12 protein-coding genes and 1 riboswitch are annotated in these 14805 nt (G+C 71.1%); of the genes, 3 read left to right on the forward strand and 9 right to left on the reverse strand.

Annotated elements, in window-relative coordinates:
- Window positions 1–46: 46 nt before the first annotated feature.
- Window positions 47–730 (reverse strand): trimeric intracellular cation channel family protein, encoded by a 684-nt coding sequence (locus O5O46_RS00235; protein ID WP_269853105.1) that lies wholly within the window; start codon window positions 728–730, stop codon window positions 47–49.
- A 205-nt stretch (window positions 731–935) separates the two neighbouring features.
- On the opposite strand from O5O46_RS00235, the gene O5O46_RS00240 reads away from it, so the two are divergent.
- Window positions 936–3020, forward strand: coding sequence for a trypsin-like serine peptidase (locus O5O46_RS00240; RefSeq protein WP_269853106.1), 2085 nt, complete (start codon window positions 936–938; stop codon window positions 3018–3020).
- Between the two features lie 26 nt (window positions 3021–3046).
- Here the strand turns inward: O5O46_RS00240 and O5O46_RS00245 are convergent, their stop codons facing one another.
- From O5O46_RS00245 to O5O46_RS00270, 6 genes are all read right to left on the reverse strand, one after another.
- On the reverse strand, window positions 3047–3601 hold the full coding sequence (locus tag O5O46_RS00245; RefSeq protein WP_269853107.1) for a Uma2 family endonuclease: 555 nt from the start codon (window positions 3599–3601) through the stop codon (window positions 3047–3049).
- 130 nt (window positions 3602–3731) lie between these two features.
- Complete coding sequence (locus tag O5O46_RS00250) at window positions 3732–4736, reverse strand: ABC transporter ATP-binding protein (protein WP_269853108.1); 1005 nt, start codon at window positions 4734–4736, stop codon at window positions 3732–3734.
- Window positions 4733–5767, reverse strand: a complete 1035-nt coding sequence (locus tag O5O46_RS00255; protein ID WP_269853109.1) for an ABC transporter ATP-binding protein — start codon at window positions 5765–5767, stop codon at window positions 4733–4735. Before O5O46_RS00255 ends, O5O46_RS00250 begins: the two co-directional genes overlap by 4 nt.
- Window positions 5764–6762, reverse strand: coding sequence for an ABC transporter permease (locus tag O5O46_RS00260; RefSeq protein ID WP_269853110.1), 999 nt, complete (start codon window positions 6760–6762; stop codon window positions 5764–5766). The genes O5O46_RS00255 and O5O46_RS00260 overlap by 4 nt, the downstream gene beginning before the upstream one ends.
- A gap of 15 nt (window positions 6763–6777) precedes the next feature.
- Window positions 6778–8559: an ABC transporter substrate-binding protein gene (locus O5O46_RS00265; RefSeq protein WP_269853111.1), complete on the reverse strand. Its 1782-nt coding sequence runs from the start codon at window positions 8557–8559 to the stop codon at window positions 6778–6780.
- A gap of 44 nt (window positions 8560–8603) precedes the next feature.
- On the reverse strand, window positions 8604–9602 hold the full coding sequence (locus tag O5O46_RS00270) for an ABC transporter permease (RefSeq protein ID WP_269853112.1): 999 nt from the start codon (window positions 9600–9602) through the stop codon (window positions 8604–8606).
- A 216-nt stretch (window positions 9603–9818) separates the two neighbouring features.
- Between O5O46_RS00270 and O5O46_RS00275 the strand changes: the two genes are divergently transcribed.
- Window positions 9819–11336 carry a DUF885 family protein gene (locus tag O5O46_RS00275; RefSeq protein WP_269853113.1) on the forward strand — a complete coding sequence of 506 codons (1518 nt, stop codon included), beginning with the start codon at window positions 9819–9821 and terminating at the stop codon, window positions 11334–11336.
- A 271-nt stretch (window positions 11337–11607) separates the two neighbouring features.
- Here the strand turns inward: O5O46_RS00275 and O5O46_RS00280 are convergent, their stop codons facing one another.
- Together O5O46_RS00280 and O5O46_RS00285 are read right to left on the reverse strand one after the other, a co-directional pair.
- Entirely contained in the window at window positions 11608–12330 is a 723-nt protein-coding gene (locus O5O46_RS00280) for an enhanced serine sensitivity protein SseB C-terminal domain-containing protein (RefSeq protein ID WP_269853868.1), read from the reverse strand.
- Window positions 12331–12481: 151 nt separating this feature from the next.
- Window positions 12482–13270: an enhanced serine sensitivity protein SseB gene (locus O5O46_RS00285; protein WP_269853114.1), complete on the reverse strand. Its 789-nt coding sequence runs from the start codon at window positions 13268–13270 to the stop codon at window positions 12482–12484.
- A gap of 107 nt (window positions 13271–13377) precedes the next feature.
- A riboswitch (glycine riboswitch) is annotated at window positions 13378–13483 on the forward strand.
- A gap of 147 nt (window positions 13484–13630) precedes the next feature.
- Between O5O46_RS00285 and gcvT the strand changes: the two genes are divergently transcribed.
- Complete coding sequence (gcvT, locus tag O5O46_RS00290; RefSeq protein ID WP_269853115.1) at window positions 13631–14758, forward strand: glycine cleavage system aminomethyltransferase GcvT; 1128 nt, start codon at window positions 13631–13633, stop codon at window positions 14756–14758.
- The last annotated feature ends 47 nt before the right edge of the window (window positions 14759–14805 follow it).

Here is a 14805-nt window from a genome sequence, read left to right on the forward strand (position 1 = left end):
ACACCGAGAAGTTACCGGCCGGTAGCCCGGATTTGCGGGACGCGCCTCACAGCTGGTCCTGTGCCTCGGTCGCCGTACTGCGCCGGTGCCAGGCGCGCGGTGCCCGCCAGCCGTACCGCATCGCCAGCAGCCGCAGGACGAACGCGGCCACCGCCGCGCAGCCGCTGCCGAGCGCGTTGAGCGCGTGGAAGTGGATCAGCACCGCCACGATGGTCGCGCCGAGCAGCGCCGGAACGGCGTACAGGTCACGGTCCCAGCGCAGCAGCGACGGCACCTCCTGGGCGAGCACGTCACGGATCACACCGCCGCCCACCGCCGTGGCGACGCCCAGCGCGGCCGAGAAGGTCAGGCCCAGGCCGTAGGCGTGCGCCTTGGTGGTGCCGGTGACGCAGAACAGTCCGAGGCCCGCGGCGTCCATCACCATCACCGCGCGGTTGATCCGCTCCACCTCGGGATGCAGGAAGAAGACCAGCACGGTGGCGGCGAACGGGGTCAGGAAGTAACCGAGGTCGGTGAAGGCCGCGGGCGGCACCGCGCCGATGATCAGGTCCCTGAGCACCCCGCCGCCGAGCCCGGTGACCTCGGCCAGCATCCACATGCCGAACACGTCGAGGTTCTTGCGGACCGCGAGCAGCGCGCCGGAGATCGCGAAGATGAAGATCCCGACGAGATCGAGCAGATGCTGCACGGAGGGGCTGAACAGCGCGGGGCTGAGCGGGTGGAGCGTCACGCGGACATTTCTACCGGCAACGGCCGTGGCCGACGTCGGCACCCGCACCGTGCCTGTGAGTCCGCCGCATCCCGCACACAGGTGGTCAGCCGGGTCACGTAAGGTCACCGTGACATGTTCGGTACCACGTGGGGGGACCACCAGGGTGCGCAAAGTTTCTTCGTCCCGCGCCAGACGCCGCGTCAACCGCGCGAGACGTCGTGGAGTGATCGCCGCCGTCTCCGGAGCGGCGCTGCTCGCGGGGGCCTTCCTCTGGCCCAACGCCTCGGCGGTGACCGCCGAGTTCACCGAGGACCAGTCCATATCGGCCCAGGCGATACCCGACGAGGCGCCTCCGGCGCTGCCCGAGTCGCGCCGCTGGACCGCCAAGGACGCCAAGAGCTTCTGGACCGCGGCGCGGATGGCCGACGCCAAGCCGCTGCCGTTGCCCGACAACGCCAAGAAGCCCGTCCCGCACACCGGTAGGCCCGCACCGCACGGAGCGGCGAAGGCGGCGAGCCCGGTGCACGGCGCCGTGCACGAGTTCAGCACGATGGACCTGCCGTCCTCGTCGCCCATCCCGACCGACAGCCCGACCGGCGGCGCGAGCAGCAGTCCCCCACCTGCTGCCGCCAGCACGACGCCGTCGGCACCGGCCAGCACACCGCCCGCCTCCGCGAGCCCCTCCGGCAGTCCGTCGCCGAGCCCCACCCCCTCGGCCAGCACCCCGCCGCCGTCGCCCAGCCAGCCCTTCGCCGGGCTGCCGATGGTGGGCCGCATGTACCTGCTGCGCAACGGTGGTTCGTACTTCTGCACCGCGAGCGTGATCAACAGCCCGCACCACAACATCATCCTGACGGCAGGCCACTGCCTGGACACCGCGGCGCCCAACGACGCGATGGCCTTCGTGCCGCAGTGGACGGCCGCCAAGCCGCAGCCCTACGGCATCTTCCCGGTCAACCAGGACTCCGAGGGGCGCGGCCGGGTCTGGATCGATCCGCGCTACTACGACCGCGGACGCGTGCAGGGCGACCAGTGGGACGTGGCCTTCGCGGAGGTCGGTCCGGGTACCAACGGCAAGCAGGTGCAGGACGTGGTCGGCGGCAACAACCTTGCCACCGGCCGTGGTTACGCCTTCGGCAACGTCACCCTGGTCGGCTACCCGGGCGACGCCAGCCAGCCGCTGACCTGCACGTCCAGTACCACCCAGTTCACGCCCACCGACGGCACCCCGGGATCGTTCCTGCGCATCGGCTGCCAGGGCTACAAGACCGGTACCAGCGGCGGGCCGTTCCTCGCCGACTTCAACCCGCAGACCGGTACCGGCGATGTGGTCGGCAGCATCGGCGGCTGGGACACCGGCGGCCCCACGGCGGACGTCTCCTACAGCGCCAACTACGGCACCGACATCCAGAACCTGTACAACACCGCCGTCTCCGGCGCCGCGCCCGCGCGGCCCAACGTGCTGCCGAGCGCCTCGACGATGGCGCACGCCAGCGTCATCGCCTCCGGGTACTTCACTCCCTCCCCCACGCCCGGCAAGGACTACAGCGACATGATCGTGCGCTGGTCCGACGGTGAACTCACGCTCTACCGCGGGGCCGGCAACGGCCGGTTCGACAAGGAGATCCAGCTCGCCAAGTCCGGCTCGGTGTGGAGCAAGGCGGTCTCCATCACCGCGGGTGACTTCGTCGGCGCCAACACCTACGACCTGGTGGTGCGTTGGGCCGACGGCAGCCTGTCGCTCTTCCCGGACGTGGACGCCACCGGCCTGCACAAGCAGATCGTTCTGGTGAAGCCCGGGTCGCTGTGGCAGCACGCGGCGTCCATCACCGCGGGCCGCTTCTCCAGCACCGACAAGTGGCCGGACGACCTGATCGTGCGCTGGTCCGACGGTGAGCTGACGCTCTACCCGGACGTGGACGGCAAGGGCCTGCACAGCCAGGTGCAGCTCGCCAAGCCGCACTCGGTGTGGACCCACGCCAGCAGCGTCGCCGCGGGTGACTTCGCGGGCAACAACACCTGGGACCTGATGGTCCGTTGGTCCGACGGCGAGCTGGACGCCTACCCCGACGTCGACGAGCACGGCATCAAGACCGAGGTCCGCGAGCGCAACGCCAGCCCCCTGTGGACCAACGCCACCCTGACCACCTCGGGCAACTACGGCACCGGCCCCTGGAACGACGACTACGTGGTCCGCTGGTCCGACGGGGAGCTGTCCATGTACGGCAACACCGGCAAGGCCCTGGGCCAGGAATCCGTGCTGGTCACCCCGTCCGCCAACACCAACCTGCCCCCGGTCCGCAGGTAACTGGTGCCGTCCGCCGTGGAGTTGGCCTAGAAATCGCTGGTGTCCAACTCCACGGCGAACGGCTCCGGCAGCCGGATCGGAGTGCCGAACGGATACGGTCCCGCGGCCCGCGCGTAACCGAGCGCGCCTGGCTCGGAGAACAGCGTGCCCGCCCGTTCCTGACGGTCCACCAGCAGGTACAGCGGGGCGCCGTACTCCGCGTAACGTCGCCGCTTGACCGTTCGGTCGGTATCCGCGTTGGAACCCGAGGCCACCTCGACCACCAACAGCGTCTGTTCCGGGAGCAGCGCGCCGCCGCCCTTGGCCAGGGCCCTGTCGACAACCGCGATATCCGGGATGTACCAGTTGCTGGACCCCGGCAGGTCAAGATTGCCCGACCCGGCGACGCAGCCCAGCTTCCGCACCTTCGGGGCGATCTGCTGGCGAACGCTGTCCGCTGCGGCCTCATGGTCCCAGGTGGGGGCCACCAGCTCGATCACCCCTTCCACAACTTGGGCACGCTCACCCCTGATGTGCTGGACCGCGTACTTCAGCGCGGCTTCCGGATCGACGTCGGCGTAGTCGTGCGACGCGGCGGTCATCGCTCGGACCTCCTCGGTCAACACGCTGCGGTCTCGGCTGGTGACGCCGTGATGACCACGGCATCGTATGCCGAAGCTCCCTCACCACACATCCCGTTCCTCCGGCAGTACGGCATATACCCCTTTTCGCTCACTCTTTCGAGACCTCCACCCCCTCCGGAAAATGGCAGGCCACCCGCTGCCCCGGCCGGAGCTCGCGTAGCGGGGGTTCCTGTGTCGCGCACAGGTCCGTCGCCTTCCAGCAGCGGGTGTGGAAGCGGCAGCCGGGGGGTGGGGCGATGGGGGACGGGACGTCGCCGGTGAGCAGGATGCGGTCCCTGTGGTGGCGTCGGGTGGGGTCGGGAACGGGGACGGCGGACAGCAGGGCGCGGGTGTACGGGTGGGCGGGGTGGGCGTAGAGGGCCGACTGGTCGGCCAACTCCACGACCCGGCCCAGGTACATCACGGCCACCCGGTCGGAGACATGGCGGATGACGGACAGGTCATGGGCGATGATGACGTAGGTCAGCCCCAGCCCGCTCTGGAGGTCGGCCAGTAGGTTGACCACCTGCGCCTGGATGGAGACGTCGAGGGCGGAGACCGGTTCGTCGGCCACGACCAGCCGCGGCTTGAGGGCCAACGCCCGGGCGATGCCGATGCGTTGCCGCTGGCCGCCGGAGAACTCGTGCGGATAGCGGTTGTAGTGCTCGGGGTTGAGCCCTACGAGTTCCAGCAGTTCCTGCACCGCCCTGCGGGTGCCGCCCGTCGGCTTCACGCCCTGGAGCCTGTAGGGCGCGCCGACGATGGTGCCCACGGTGTGGCGCGGGTTGAGCGACGAGTACGGGTCCTGGAAGATCATCTGTACGTCGCGCCGGAGTGGCCGCATGGCGGCCGTGCCCAGGTGGGTGATGTCGCGGCCGGCGAACTCCACGCTGCCGCCGGTGGGTTCCAGCAGCCGGGTGAGCAGCCTGCCCAGGGTGGACTTGCCGCAGCCTGACTCCCCCACCAGGCCCAGCGTCTCTCCGGGCCACACGTCCAGGTCGACGCCGTCGACCGCCTGCACGGCGCCGTGCGCACGCCGCAGCAGGCCCTTGGCGAGCGGGAAGTGCTTGACCAGGCCGGTGGCCCTCAGCAGCGGTTCGGTGGCGGTGGTCATCTGCCGGCCTCCCAGATGCGGTCGCGGTCCGCCACCGGCAGATGGCAGGCGGCGAAGTGCCGCCGCGCCACCTCGCGCAGCTCCGGTACGGCGGTGCGGCTGGCCCCGGCGGTCAGTTCGGCATACGGGCAGCGCGGGTGGAAGGCGCAGCCGGACGGCACGTTGATCAGGCTGGGCGGGGCGCCCCTGACCGGTGTGAGGCGTGCGCCGCGCTCCCGGTCGAGCCGGGGCATGGAGCCCAACAGGCCCCAGGTGTAGGGGTGTTGGGGTGCGCGGAAGACCCGTTCCGCGGGGCCGCGCTCCACACATCGTCCGGCGTACATCACCAGGATGTCGTCGGCGAGTTCGGCGACCACGCCGAGGTCGTGGGTGATGACGATGACGGCCGAGCCGAACTCCCTTTGCAGGTCCCGGATCAGGTCGAGGATCTGCGCCTGGACGGTGACGTCGAGCGCGGTGGTCGGCTCGTCGGCGATCAGCAGGTCGGGGTTGTTGACCAGGGCCATGGCGATCATCACGCGTTGCCGCATACCGCCGGAGAACTGGTGCGGGTGGTCGTCGAAGCGCCGGTCGGGCCGTGGGATGCCGACCCGGCCGAGGAGTTCGACCGCGCGGGCGCGCGCGGCGGCCTTGCCGACCGGGTGGTGCACCCGGTACGCCTCGCTGATCTGGGCGCCCACCGTGTAGTACGGATGCAGCGAGGACAGCGGATCCTGGAAGATCATCGCCATCTCCCGCCCGCGCAACCGCCGCACCTCGTCCGGGGCGGCGGTGGTCAGCTCCTGCCCGGCGAGCCGGATCTCACCGGAGATCCGGGCCCGCCCGCGCCCGTACTGCCCGACCCCGTGCAGTCCCATCACCGCCAGCGAGGTCACCGACTTGCCGGAGCCTGACTCGCCGACGATGCCCAGGGTGCGCCCGCGGGACAGTTCGAAGGACAGCCCGTCAACGGCCCTGACCAGTCCGTCGTCGGTGGGGAAGTGCACCTTCAGGTCCCGCACCGACAGAAACGCTTGGGCCTCGTCCGTCATGCCAGCCTCACTCTGGGGTCGACCACGGCGTACAGCAGGTCCACGACGAGGTTGGCGACGATCACGAAGAACGCGGCGACCATGGTCACCCCGAGGATCACCGGCAGGTCCTGGTCGCTGATGGCCCGGACCGCCGCCTGCCCGAGCCCCTGGAGGCTGAACGTGGTCTCGGTGAGGATCGCGCCGCCGACCAGTGCGCCGAGGTCCAGACCGAGGATGGTCAGCACCGGTGTCATGGCGGCCCGCAGCGCGTGCCTGCGGATCACCACCGGTTCCGCCAGTCCCTTGGCGCGGGCGGTCCTGATGTAGTCCTCGCCGAGGATCTCCAGCATGGTGGCCCGGGTGAGCCGGGCGTACATCGCCGCGTACAGGAACGCCAGCACGATCCACGGCAGCAGCAGGCCCCGCGCCCATGCCAACGGGTTCTGGGTGAACGGCACGTAGCCCACCGTCAGCCAGTGCAGCTTGTAGGTGAACACGGCGAGCGCCAGCATCCCGGTGAAGTAGATCGGCAGCGACACCCCGGCCAGCGCGGCGGTCATCGCGGCCCGGTCCCACAGGCTGCCGCGGCGCAGCGCGGAGAGCACCCCGGTGGCCACCCCGACCGCCAGCCACAGTACGCACGCGCCGATCGCCAGTGAGAAGGTGACCGGGAAGCGGTCGGTGAGCAGCGGCCACACCGGCTGCTCGGTCTTGAAGGAGTAGCCGAAGCAGGGCGCCGCGCAGTGCGTGACGTCCGCGCCGTCGGCGTAGTCGCGACCGGCGACCAGCCCCCAGATGAACCGGGCGTACTGGACGATCACCGGTGCGTCCAGCCCCAGCTTCTTGCGGATCCCGGCGATGGCGGCGGGGTCCGCCTGCCGTCCCGCGAACAGTGCCGCCGGGTCGCCCCCGGTGAGCTTGGGGACCAGGAAGAAGATGCCGAAGGTGACCAGCGTGACCACCAGCAGCATCACCACGACGGCCGCCAGCCGCCGCAGGAGGTAGGCCGACACGGCGCCCCGCCCCCTCTACTTCGCGCCCGCGACGCCCAGCGACACGAAGTCGTACTTGCCGCTGTAGGAGGTGGCGATGTACGCGTTGGTCAGCCGGTCGCTGCGCCACAGCAGTGCCTTGTCGTAGACGATCGGCAGGTAGTAGGCGTCCTCCATCACCCGGTGGTTGATGTCGGAGTACAACTGGCCGGCCTTGTCGGCGTCGGTGGTGGCGATGGCCTGGTCGAACTCGCCGTTGATTGTGGGGTCGTTGATCTCCGAGTAGTTGTTGTTGCCGTTCGGCAGGATGAACCGGCCGTCCACCAGCGGCTGCAGAAAGCCCTGGCCGGTGTAGAAGTCCGGCCCCCAGCCCATGATGATCAGGCCGTAGCCCTTCTTGTGGACCACGTTGGGCACGCCGATGATGTTCGGTGTCTGCGCGCCGTCGTACTGGTCGATCTGGGTGTTGATGCCGACGGCCTTGAGCGAGGCCTGGAGGGCGACGGCGGAGGCCACCTCGGCGGGCTTGTTGTTGCGCACCGCGATGGTGGTGGAGAAGCCGTTCGGCTTTCCGCACTGCTGGAGTTCGGACCTGGCCCTGGCGAGGTCCGGCGCGCCGCCGTTGCTGGTCTGGCCGAACGGGTCGTACTTGACGTCGGCGCCCTTGACGCCGTCGGGCAGCATGTTGGTGCCGATGTCGCCGCCCGCGACCGGGCCGCCGCGCGCGGTCTGCAGCGCCTTGTGGTCGGCCGCGTAGATGACCGCCCTGCGGCAGTGGATGTTGTCGAGCGGCTTGATGGCCGGGACCAGTGAGACGTAGCGGATGTAGCCGGTGGTGGGGTCGTCGGTGCTCGCCTTGAGCCTCGGGTCCCGCAACACCTTTACCCTGGCGGCCTGTTGGAGCCCCGTCTGGTTGAGGTCGAGGTCGGCGTCACCGCCCAGCATCTTGCTGTCCAGGTCGTCCGCGTTGGAGCCGTAGGTGACCTCGATGCGGTCCGGCAGGGCGGGGCGGATCGGGTCGGAGGACTTGTGCCACCTGTCGTTGCGGACCAGCACGAGCGTCTTGTTGGGCTGGTAGGTGAGGAACTTGTACGGGCCGTCGGAGAACGGCCGCAGCCCGTACTTGGCCCCGGTGTCCTTGGACCGCTTGACCGGCGAGCCCTCCGGCAGCGCCAGCATCTGCTCGAAGTCGCCGTTGGGCTTGGCCAGGTGGAAGACGACGGTCTGGCTGTCCGGGGTGTCGATCGACTTCAGCCCCAGCTTGTCGGACGAGGGGTCCTTGTACGGGCCGGGGTACTTCTGGCCGTCGTCGAGGTTCTGCATCAGCCAGATCGGACCGCCGGTGATCACGTCCTGCGCCCAGGTGCGTTCGATGCCGTACTTCACGTCCTGGGCGGTGACGGGCGAGCCGTCCTCCCAGGTGGCACCGGATCTCAGGTGGTACGTGTACGTCCTGCCGCCGTCCGTGACCTGCGCCAGCGAGGTGGCCAGGTCCGGCACCAGCCTCAGGCTGGCGTTGCCCGGTTTGGTGTCGTACGTGATGAGCTGGCGGGTGTAGTAGCGGGCGAAGTCCCACATGAAACCGTAGTAACCACGTTGCGGGTCGAGCGAGTCGAAGTCCTGGGCGGCGGTGAACCGCAGGGTGCCGCCCTTGGCGGTGGACGGGTGGACGACGCCGGTGGCCGCGGCGTTGAAACCGGCCGCCGTGCCGCCGCCGCTGGAGCCGGAGCCGCCGCTGCATGCGGCCGTGCCGAGCAGTGCGGCGAGGGCGACGGCGGATCCTGCCGCCAGGGTGAGCCGGGTGGACCGAGGGGACATCACGGGTGTCTCAACCTCCATGATCGGTCGGCGCGTTGGTGGGTTCAGCGGGTGCCCTTCGGGTCCAGCGCGTCACGCACACCGTCGCCGAAGAGGTTGAAGGCCAGCACGGTGACGAAGATCGCCAGGCCGGGGATGATCATGAACATCGGGTCCGCCTGGAAGACGGTGACGGCCGTCGCGAGCATCTGGCCCCAGGACGGCGTGGGCGGCTTGACCCCGGCGCCGAGGAAGCTCAGCGCCGCCTCGGTGAGGATGTTGGTGGGGATCATCAAGGTGGTGTACACGGTGATCGGCGCGATCAGGTTGGGCAGCAGCTCCCGGAAGAGGATGTAGCCGCGGCCCGCGCCCAGGCTTCGCGCCGCCTCCACGTACTCGCGCTCGCGCAGCGCCAGGGTCTGGCCGCGCACGATCCGCCCGACGTAGGGCCAGCCGAAGAAGCCGATCACCACGATCAGCACCGCCATCCGCACCCCGGAACCGGTGAACCCCCACAGCGAGTCGGGCACCACGGATACCAGCGCGATGATGAACAGCAGTTGGGGAAACGCCAGCAGCAGATCCATCACCCTGCTGACCAGCGCGTCCACCCAGCCGCCGAAGTACCCGGCGACGATGCCGAACAGGGTGCCCAGCAGCACCGCGACCACCGCGGCCAGGAACGCCACCAGCAGCGACACCCGAGCCCCGTAGACCACCCTGCTGAACATGTCGCGGCCGTTGACCGGTTCCACCCCGAACAGGAAGTGGCGGCTGATGCCGCCGAAGGGGTGGATCGGCGTGCCCAGGTTGGGGTCGATCTGGTCCTCGTGCAGTTGGTCCGGCGGATGCCCGAGCAGGCCGACGATCTGCGGCGCGAAGACCGCGACCAGGACCAGCAGTACGACGACCGCGCCCCCGACGAGCGCGACCTTGTCGCGCCTGAGCCGCAGCCAGGCGATACGGCCCGGGGAGCGGCCCTCGATGGCCTTGGCCGGAAGGTCGGCGGTGATGTCGGCGGGCGCGGAACCTGCTGCGCCGGGCTCGTGCGGCGGTGCGCTCATCGGTCCTCGTGGGTCCTCGGCCGGAGATCTCCGGCGGCGGCGGAGGGGGCGACGTACGTGGGGCACCTTGCGGCGCGAGTCTGTTGTGTGACCTAGATCACTAGCCAGATCCCGGGGGGAATGGATGCGCAACCGTGATCTGGGCAGTGACCTTCCGTTATCGCTCCGTCGTTAACGGACAGGCACAGCCGTGTTTCCGGAAGATACGGTCGTCCCATGGACAACCGACTACGAGCCGTCTGCGACCTGATGGTTCCCGTCGTCCGCGAGATGGCCGGGCTGCACGAGTACGACGGTGTCGTACAGGACCTGTCGCCGGAGGGCGTACGGCGCTCGCTGACCGCGCTGGCCAGGGCCCGGCGGGACACGCCGGTCCGCCGCGACCCGCATGACGAGGCGCATCTGGCGGTCTTCGAGGAGGGGCTGCGGGTGCAGTTCGGTGAGCTGGAACTGCACCGCAGGGACCCCTATCTGCACCTGTCGAACCTCGAACTCACCGCGTACGGCCGCGAGTACGCGCCCGCGCCGGAGCGAGCCGCGGCCCGCCGCAGGCACCTCGCCCAGTGGCCGGACGCCGTGGACGCCGCGATCGCCTCGCTGGACCAGGTCAGCGCACCGGTGGCGGGCGCACTGCTGACGGCGGTACGCGGCCTGGCGGCCGGGCTCGATCCGGCGCGGGACCAGGAGACGGCCACCGCGCTCGTCGCACACCAGCGGCTGGTCGCGCACATCGCCCGGGCCGCGGAGACCGGTGATCCGGACCCCCGGCTGGGCGGCGCGGCGCTCGCCGCACTGATGGGCAGTCAGGAAGGTGTGGACGTCGACCTGTCGGCGCTGGCCGAGACGGCGGAGCGGGAACGACAGCGGCTGGCCGAGCTGCTGGCGGAGGCCTGCCGGGCGCTCGATCCGCACAGGCCGGTACGGGAGTTGGTGCCCGAGCTGCTGGCGGACCACCCCGACGCGGACGGGGTGATCCCCGAGGCGGCCGAACTGGCCGCCGAGGTCATCGAGTTCACCCGCGAGCGTGGACTGGTGCCGTACCTCGACGGGGAGTGCCGGGTCGGCCCGGCACCGGAGTCCCGGCGCTGGTCATCGGCGATGATGACGTGGGCGGCGCCGTTCGAGGCCGACGCCCCGTCCTGGTACCACGTCACTCCGCCCGGCGCGGGGTGGCCCGCGGCCGAGCGGGAGGAGTGGCTGACCCTCTTCAGCCGCACCGGGCTGCCCTCGGTGACCGTGCACGAGGTGGCCCCCGGGCACTTCGCGCACGGCCGGGCGCTGCGGCACGCGCCCACCGACGTACGGCGGGCACTGCACTCGTTGACGTTCTGCGAGGGGTGGGCGCACTACGCCGAGGAGATGTGCCTGGAGGAGGGGTTCCGGGCGGGCGATCCGCGGTTCACCATCGGGGTGGCGTTGGAGGCGCTGGTCCGGGTGACCCGGCTGACCTGCGCCATCGGACTGCACACCGGTGCGATGGATGTCGTGGAGGCCACCGAACTCTTCGTCCGCGACGCGCACCTGGCCCGTGCGGCGGCCGCGTCGGAGGCCCGCCGCGGCACGTTCGACGCGGCGTACGGCCGCTACACGTGGGGCAAGCTGGAGCTTCTTCGCCTCCGCGAGGAGGCCAGGAAGCGGTGGGGTTCCGGGTTCACCCTCCAGCGCTTCCACGCCGCGCTGCTTTCCCTTGGCTCCCCGCCACTGGGCCTGCTGCCCGCAGCGCTGTCCGGCTGACACCGGGGGTGTGTCTTGAGTGGCGGTGCGCTTCTGGGTGCGGTGCGTGCGGGCACCGCGCCGCCGTGGCGGGATCGGTCTGGGAGGCAAGCCCCCAGGCTCCCGGCAGAGGGGTGCACCCACTCGCACCGGGGCGCGCCCAACTACTCGTCCTCGCCCGGGGGTTCGGGGCTTGCCCCCGAGGTGAATCCGCGGCGGCGAGCAGCCCCCGCGGCAGACGCCGACGGTGTCAAAGCGCGCCGGAGCCCCGCGAACTCCCGTCGGCGAGGCGCTAGTAGGGGCGTTGCGGCCAGCCCGGGGTGGGCGGGGGCCAGGCCGCGCTCCCGGCCGACGGCGCCGGGGCCTGGCCCGCCGCGCGGTCGTAGAACGGCCGCGCGGCCCGCATCCACATCGCCACGGGATCGAACTCGTCGGCCAGTGACACCGTGGACAGCGCCAAGCCGTCCGGCGCCCCCGCGGCGGCCTGCCGCATCATCGTCTGGACCGCCTCCACCGCGTGCGGCCCCGTCTCGTACAGGCCGACGCCGATCGCCAGGAAGGGCTCGCCGAGGGTGGGCCGTACCCAGGCCGCGCACAGCGTGCGCACCGCCGGCGTGTGCTGGGCGTGCTGCGACAGCGCGGCGTAGAACTGCGGCATCTGCACGGTGGGTTCACTGATCTGCAGCGGCCCGGCGGGCAGCCGGTCGAGCCCGCAGGCGATCCGCCGCAGGTCGAGCCAGGGCACTCCGACGCCCCCGCCGGGGGCGTGCGGGTTGAGCCACAGCCCGTACCGCTCCCGGTACAGTTCGGCCGCGACCTCGCGCCCGGTGACCAACTCGTGCGCCCGGTTCCACCCGCTGGCCGCCAGTTCCTGCGCGGAGGTGACGCACGGCGCGTACCCGTACCCGCCGACGTCCATGTTCCCGTACTGCGCGTCGGGCGAACCGGGTTGGCCGTGCCAGAGCAGCATCCACACCTGCCCGTCGGCCAGTGCGCGCAGCAGCGCCTCGTACATGTCGTAGCGGCCGGGCGCCACTTGGCGCAGCGCGTCCTCCACGCCTGCGTTCACTTAGGAGTCCGCCCCTTCCGTCGCTCGGTCCGCCCCGTCCGCCAATCAGGCCCCCCAGCCTAGCGGCGGGGCCCCAGAAGGGCCCGGGTCCCCGCTCTCAGTCGCGCGCGAAGAACGGCCGAACGCGTTCGTGCATCCAGTCGCCCACCGGATCCTGGGCGATGTCCAGCAGCACCAGGTTGACCGTCCACGGCACCGGCACCGCCCCGAGGGCGCGGCCGAGCGCGTTCATCGCGGCGGCCCGGTCCTCCTCCTGCCAGCGGTCCAGCTCGACACCGACGAACAGCGTCGGCGGCTGTCCCTCCACCGACCCCAGCACGCGGCGCGCCGAGAGCACCACAGGGGTGATCGCGAACTCGCCCGCGGCGGCCGCGAGGAAGTCCACCGGCTCGTCGTCGGGCCCCGGCTCCCACAGCCGTACCCGGCCGCCGCCCGGCGCCCCGCCCCGGCAGAACTGCTCGACCGCGGCGGCGGGCAGCCGCAGCCCCACCGCGCCGTCGGGGTTGATCGCGATACCGGCCCGCGGCGGCAGCCCGCGGGCGAACTCCAGCGCGGGTGCGACCGCGAAGGGCATTCCGGGCGCGACCCGCACCAACTGCTCCTCGGAGCTGAACACCGGTATGTACGCGGCGCCGTCCAACTCCATCGCGGGCAGGTCGAGATCGGGGCTGTCCGGCCCGCCGCCGTTCGGCAGCGGCACCCACAGCGGGGAGCGCCCGAGCACTTCGAGCACCCGCGGAATGGCGCCGGGCTCACCGAGCGCGGCGGAGAGCACCTCTTCCAGTTCGTTGCCGGGCCAGCCGCCGCCGTGCGGCAGCCCGGGCTGCGCGGTCCCGTACGGCTCGTGCTCCCCCGATCCGTAGCCGTACTGCGCCGGAACGTTCATCTCCACCCCACCTGCGGTCATCGTCGTGCCTGGCGGAACCCTAGCGGCCCTGGCCGGTACGCCGCGCGGCGTGTAATGATGCACGCGCCAACTCCATACCGGCCGTTCGAGTCCGTGCGGGAGAGTTCCCGGCGACGTGCGAAAGCGTCACCGGGGCGCCGAAGGAGCAAGTCCTCCCTTGAATCTCTCAGGCCCCGTTACCGCGCGGATGAGGCACATCTGAAAAGCGGGTGGCCCCGGCCACCCCACCCAAGGTGCAAACCGCGCCCCGTCCGGGCCGTGGTGAACCTCTCAGGTTCGATGACAGATGGGGAGGATTGTCATCGCCACGCCTCATCGTCCGCACCTGGGAGCCCGTAAATGACCACCGCCCCCGCCGCTCCACGCCGTACCGCGCTGGACGCGGTGCACCGCGCGCTCGGCGCGACCATGACCGACTTCGCGGGCTGGGACATGCCGCTGCGCTACGGAAGCGAGCGCGACGAGCACAACGCCGTGCGCAACACCGCCGGGCTGTTCGACCTCTCGCACATGGGCGAGATCACCGTCACCGGGCCGCAGGCGGGCGAGGCCCTGGACTTCGCGCTGGTCGGCCATCTGTCCGCGCTGGCGGTCGGCCGCGCCCGGTACACCATGATCTGCGCCGCCGACGGCGGGATCCTGGACGACCTGATCGTCTACCGCCTGGGCGAGGCCGAGTTCATGGTCGTCGCCAATGCCTCCAACGCCCAGGTGGTACTGGACGCGGTCATCGACCGGGTGTCCGGCTTCGACGCCGAGGTGCGCGACGACCGGGACGGCTACGCGCTGATCGCGGTGCAGGGCCCCCAGTCCCCCGCCATCCTGAAGTCGCTGACCGACGCCGACCTGGACGGCCTGAAGTACTACGCGGGCCTGCCCGGTACCGTCGCCGGCCGGCCCGCGCTGATCGCCCGCACCGGCTACACCGGCGAGGACGGCTTCGAGCTGTTCGTCTCCCCCACCGACGCTGAAACGTTGTGGCAGGCACTCACCGAGGCGGGCACGCCGTACGGGCTGGTTCCCTGCGGGCTGTCCTGCCGGGACACCCTGCGCCTTGAGGCAGGCATGCCGTTGTACGGGCACGAGCTGACGACGGCCCTGACGCCGTTCGACGCCGGGCTCGGCCGCGTGGTGAAGTTCGACAAGCCCGGCGACTTCGTCGGCCGTCGGGCGCTTGAGCTGGCCGCCGAGCAGGCCGCCGCGAACCCGCCGCGCAAGCTCGTCGGGCTGGCCGCGCAGGGCCGCCGGGTCCCGCGCGCCGGGTACCAGGTGACGGCCGAGGGCGGCACGGTGATCGGCGAGGTCACCTCCGGCGCGCCCTCGCCCACCCTGGGCAAGCCGATTGCCATGGCCTACGTGGACGCCGCGCACGCCGCGCCCGGCACGCCCGGCGTCACGGTGGACATCCGGGGCAGCCACGAGCCGTATGAGGTCGTGGCGCTCCCCTTCTACAAGCGGCAGCGTTGATCATCCGCTGACCGCCGATCCCATCAGCGCGAAGGTCCCCAGGGCCG

Origin of the sequence: Streptomyces sp. RPT161 (assembly GCF_027533845.1) — a bacterium.
GTDB lineage: Bacteria > Actinomycetota > Actinomycetes > Streptomycetales > Streptomycetaceae > Streptantibioticus_A > Streptantibioticus_A silvisoli_A.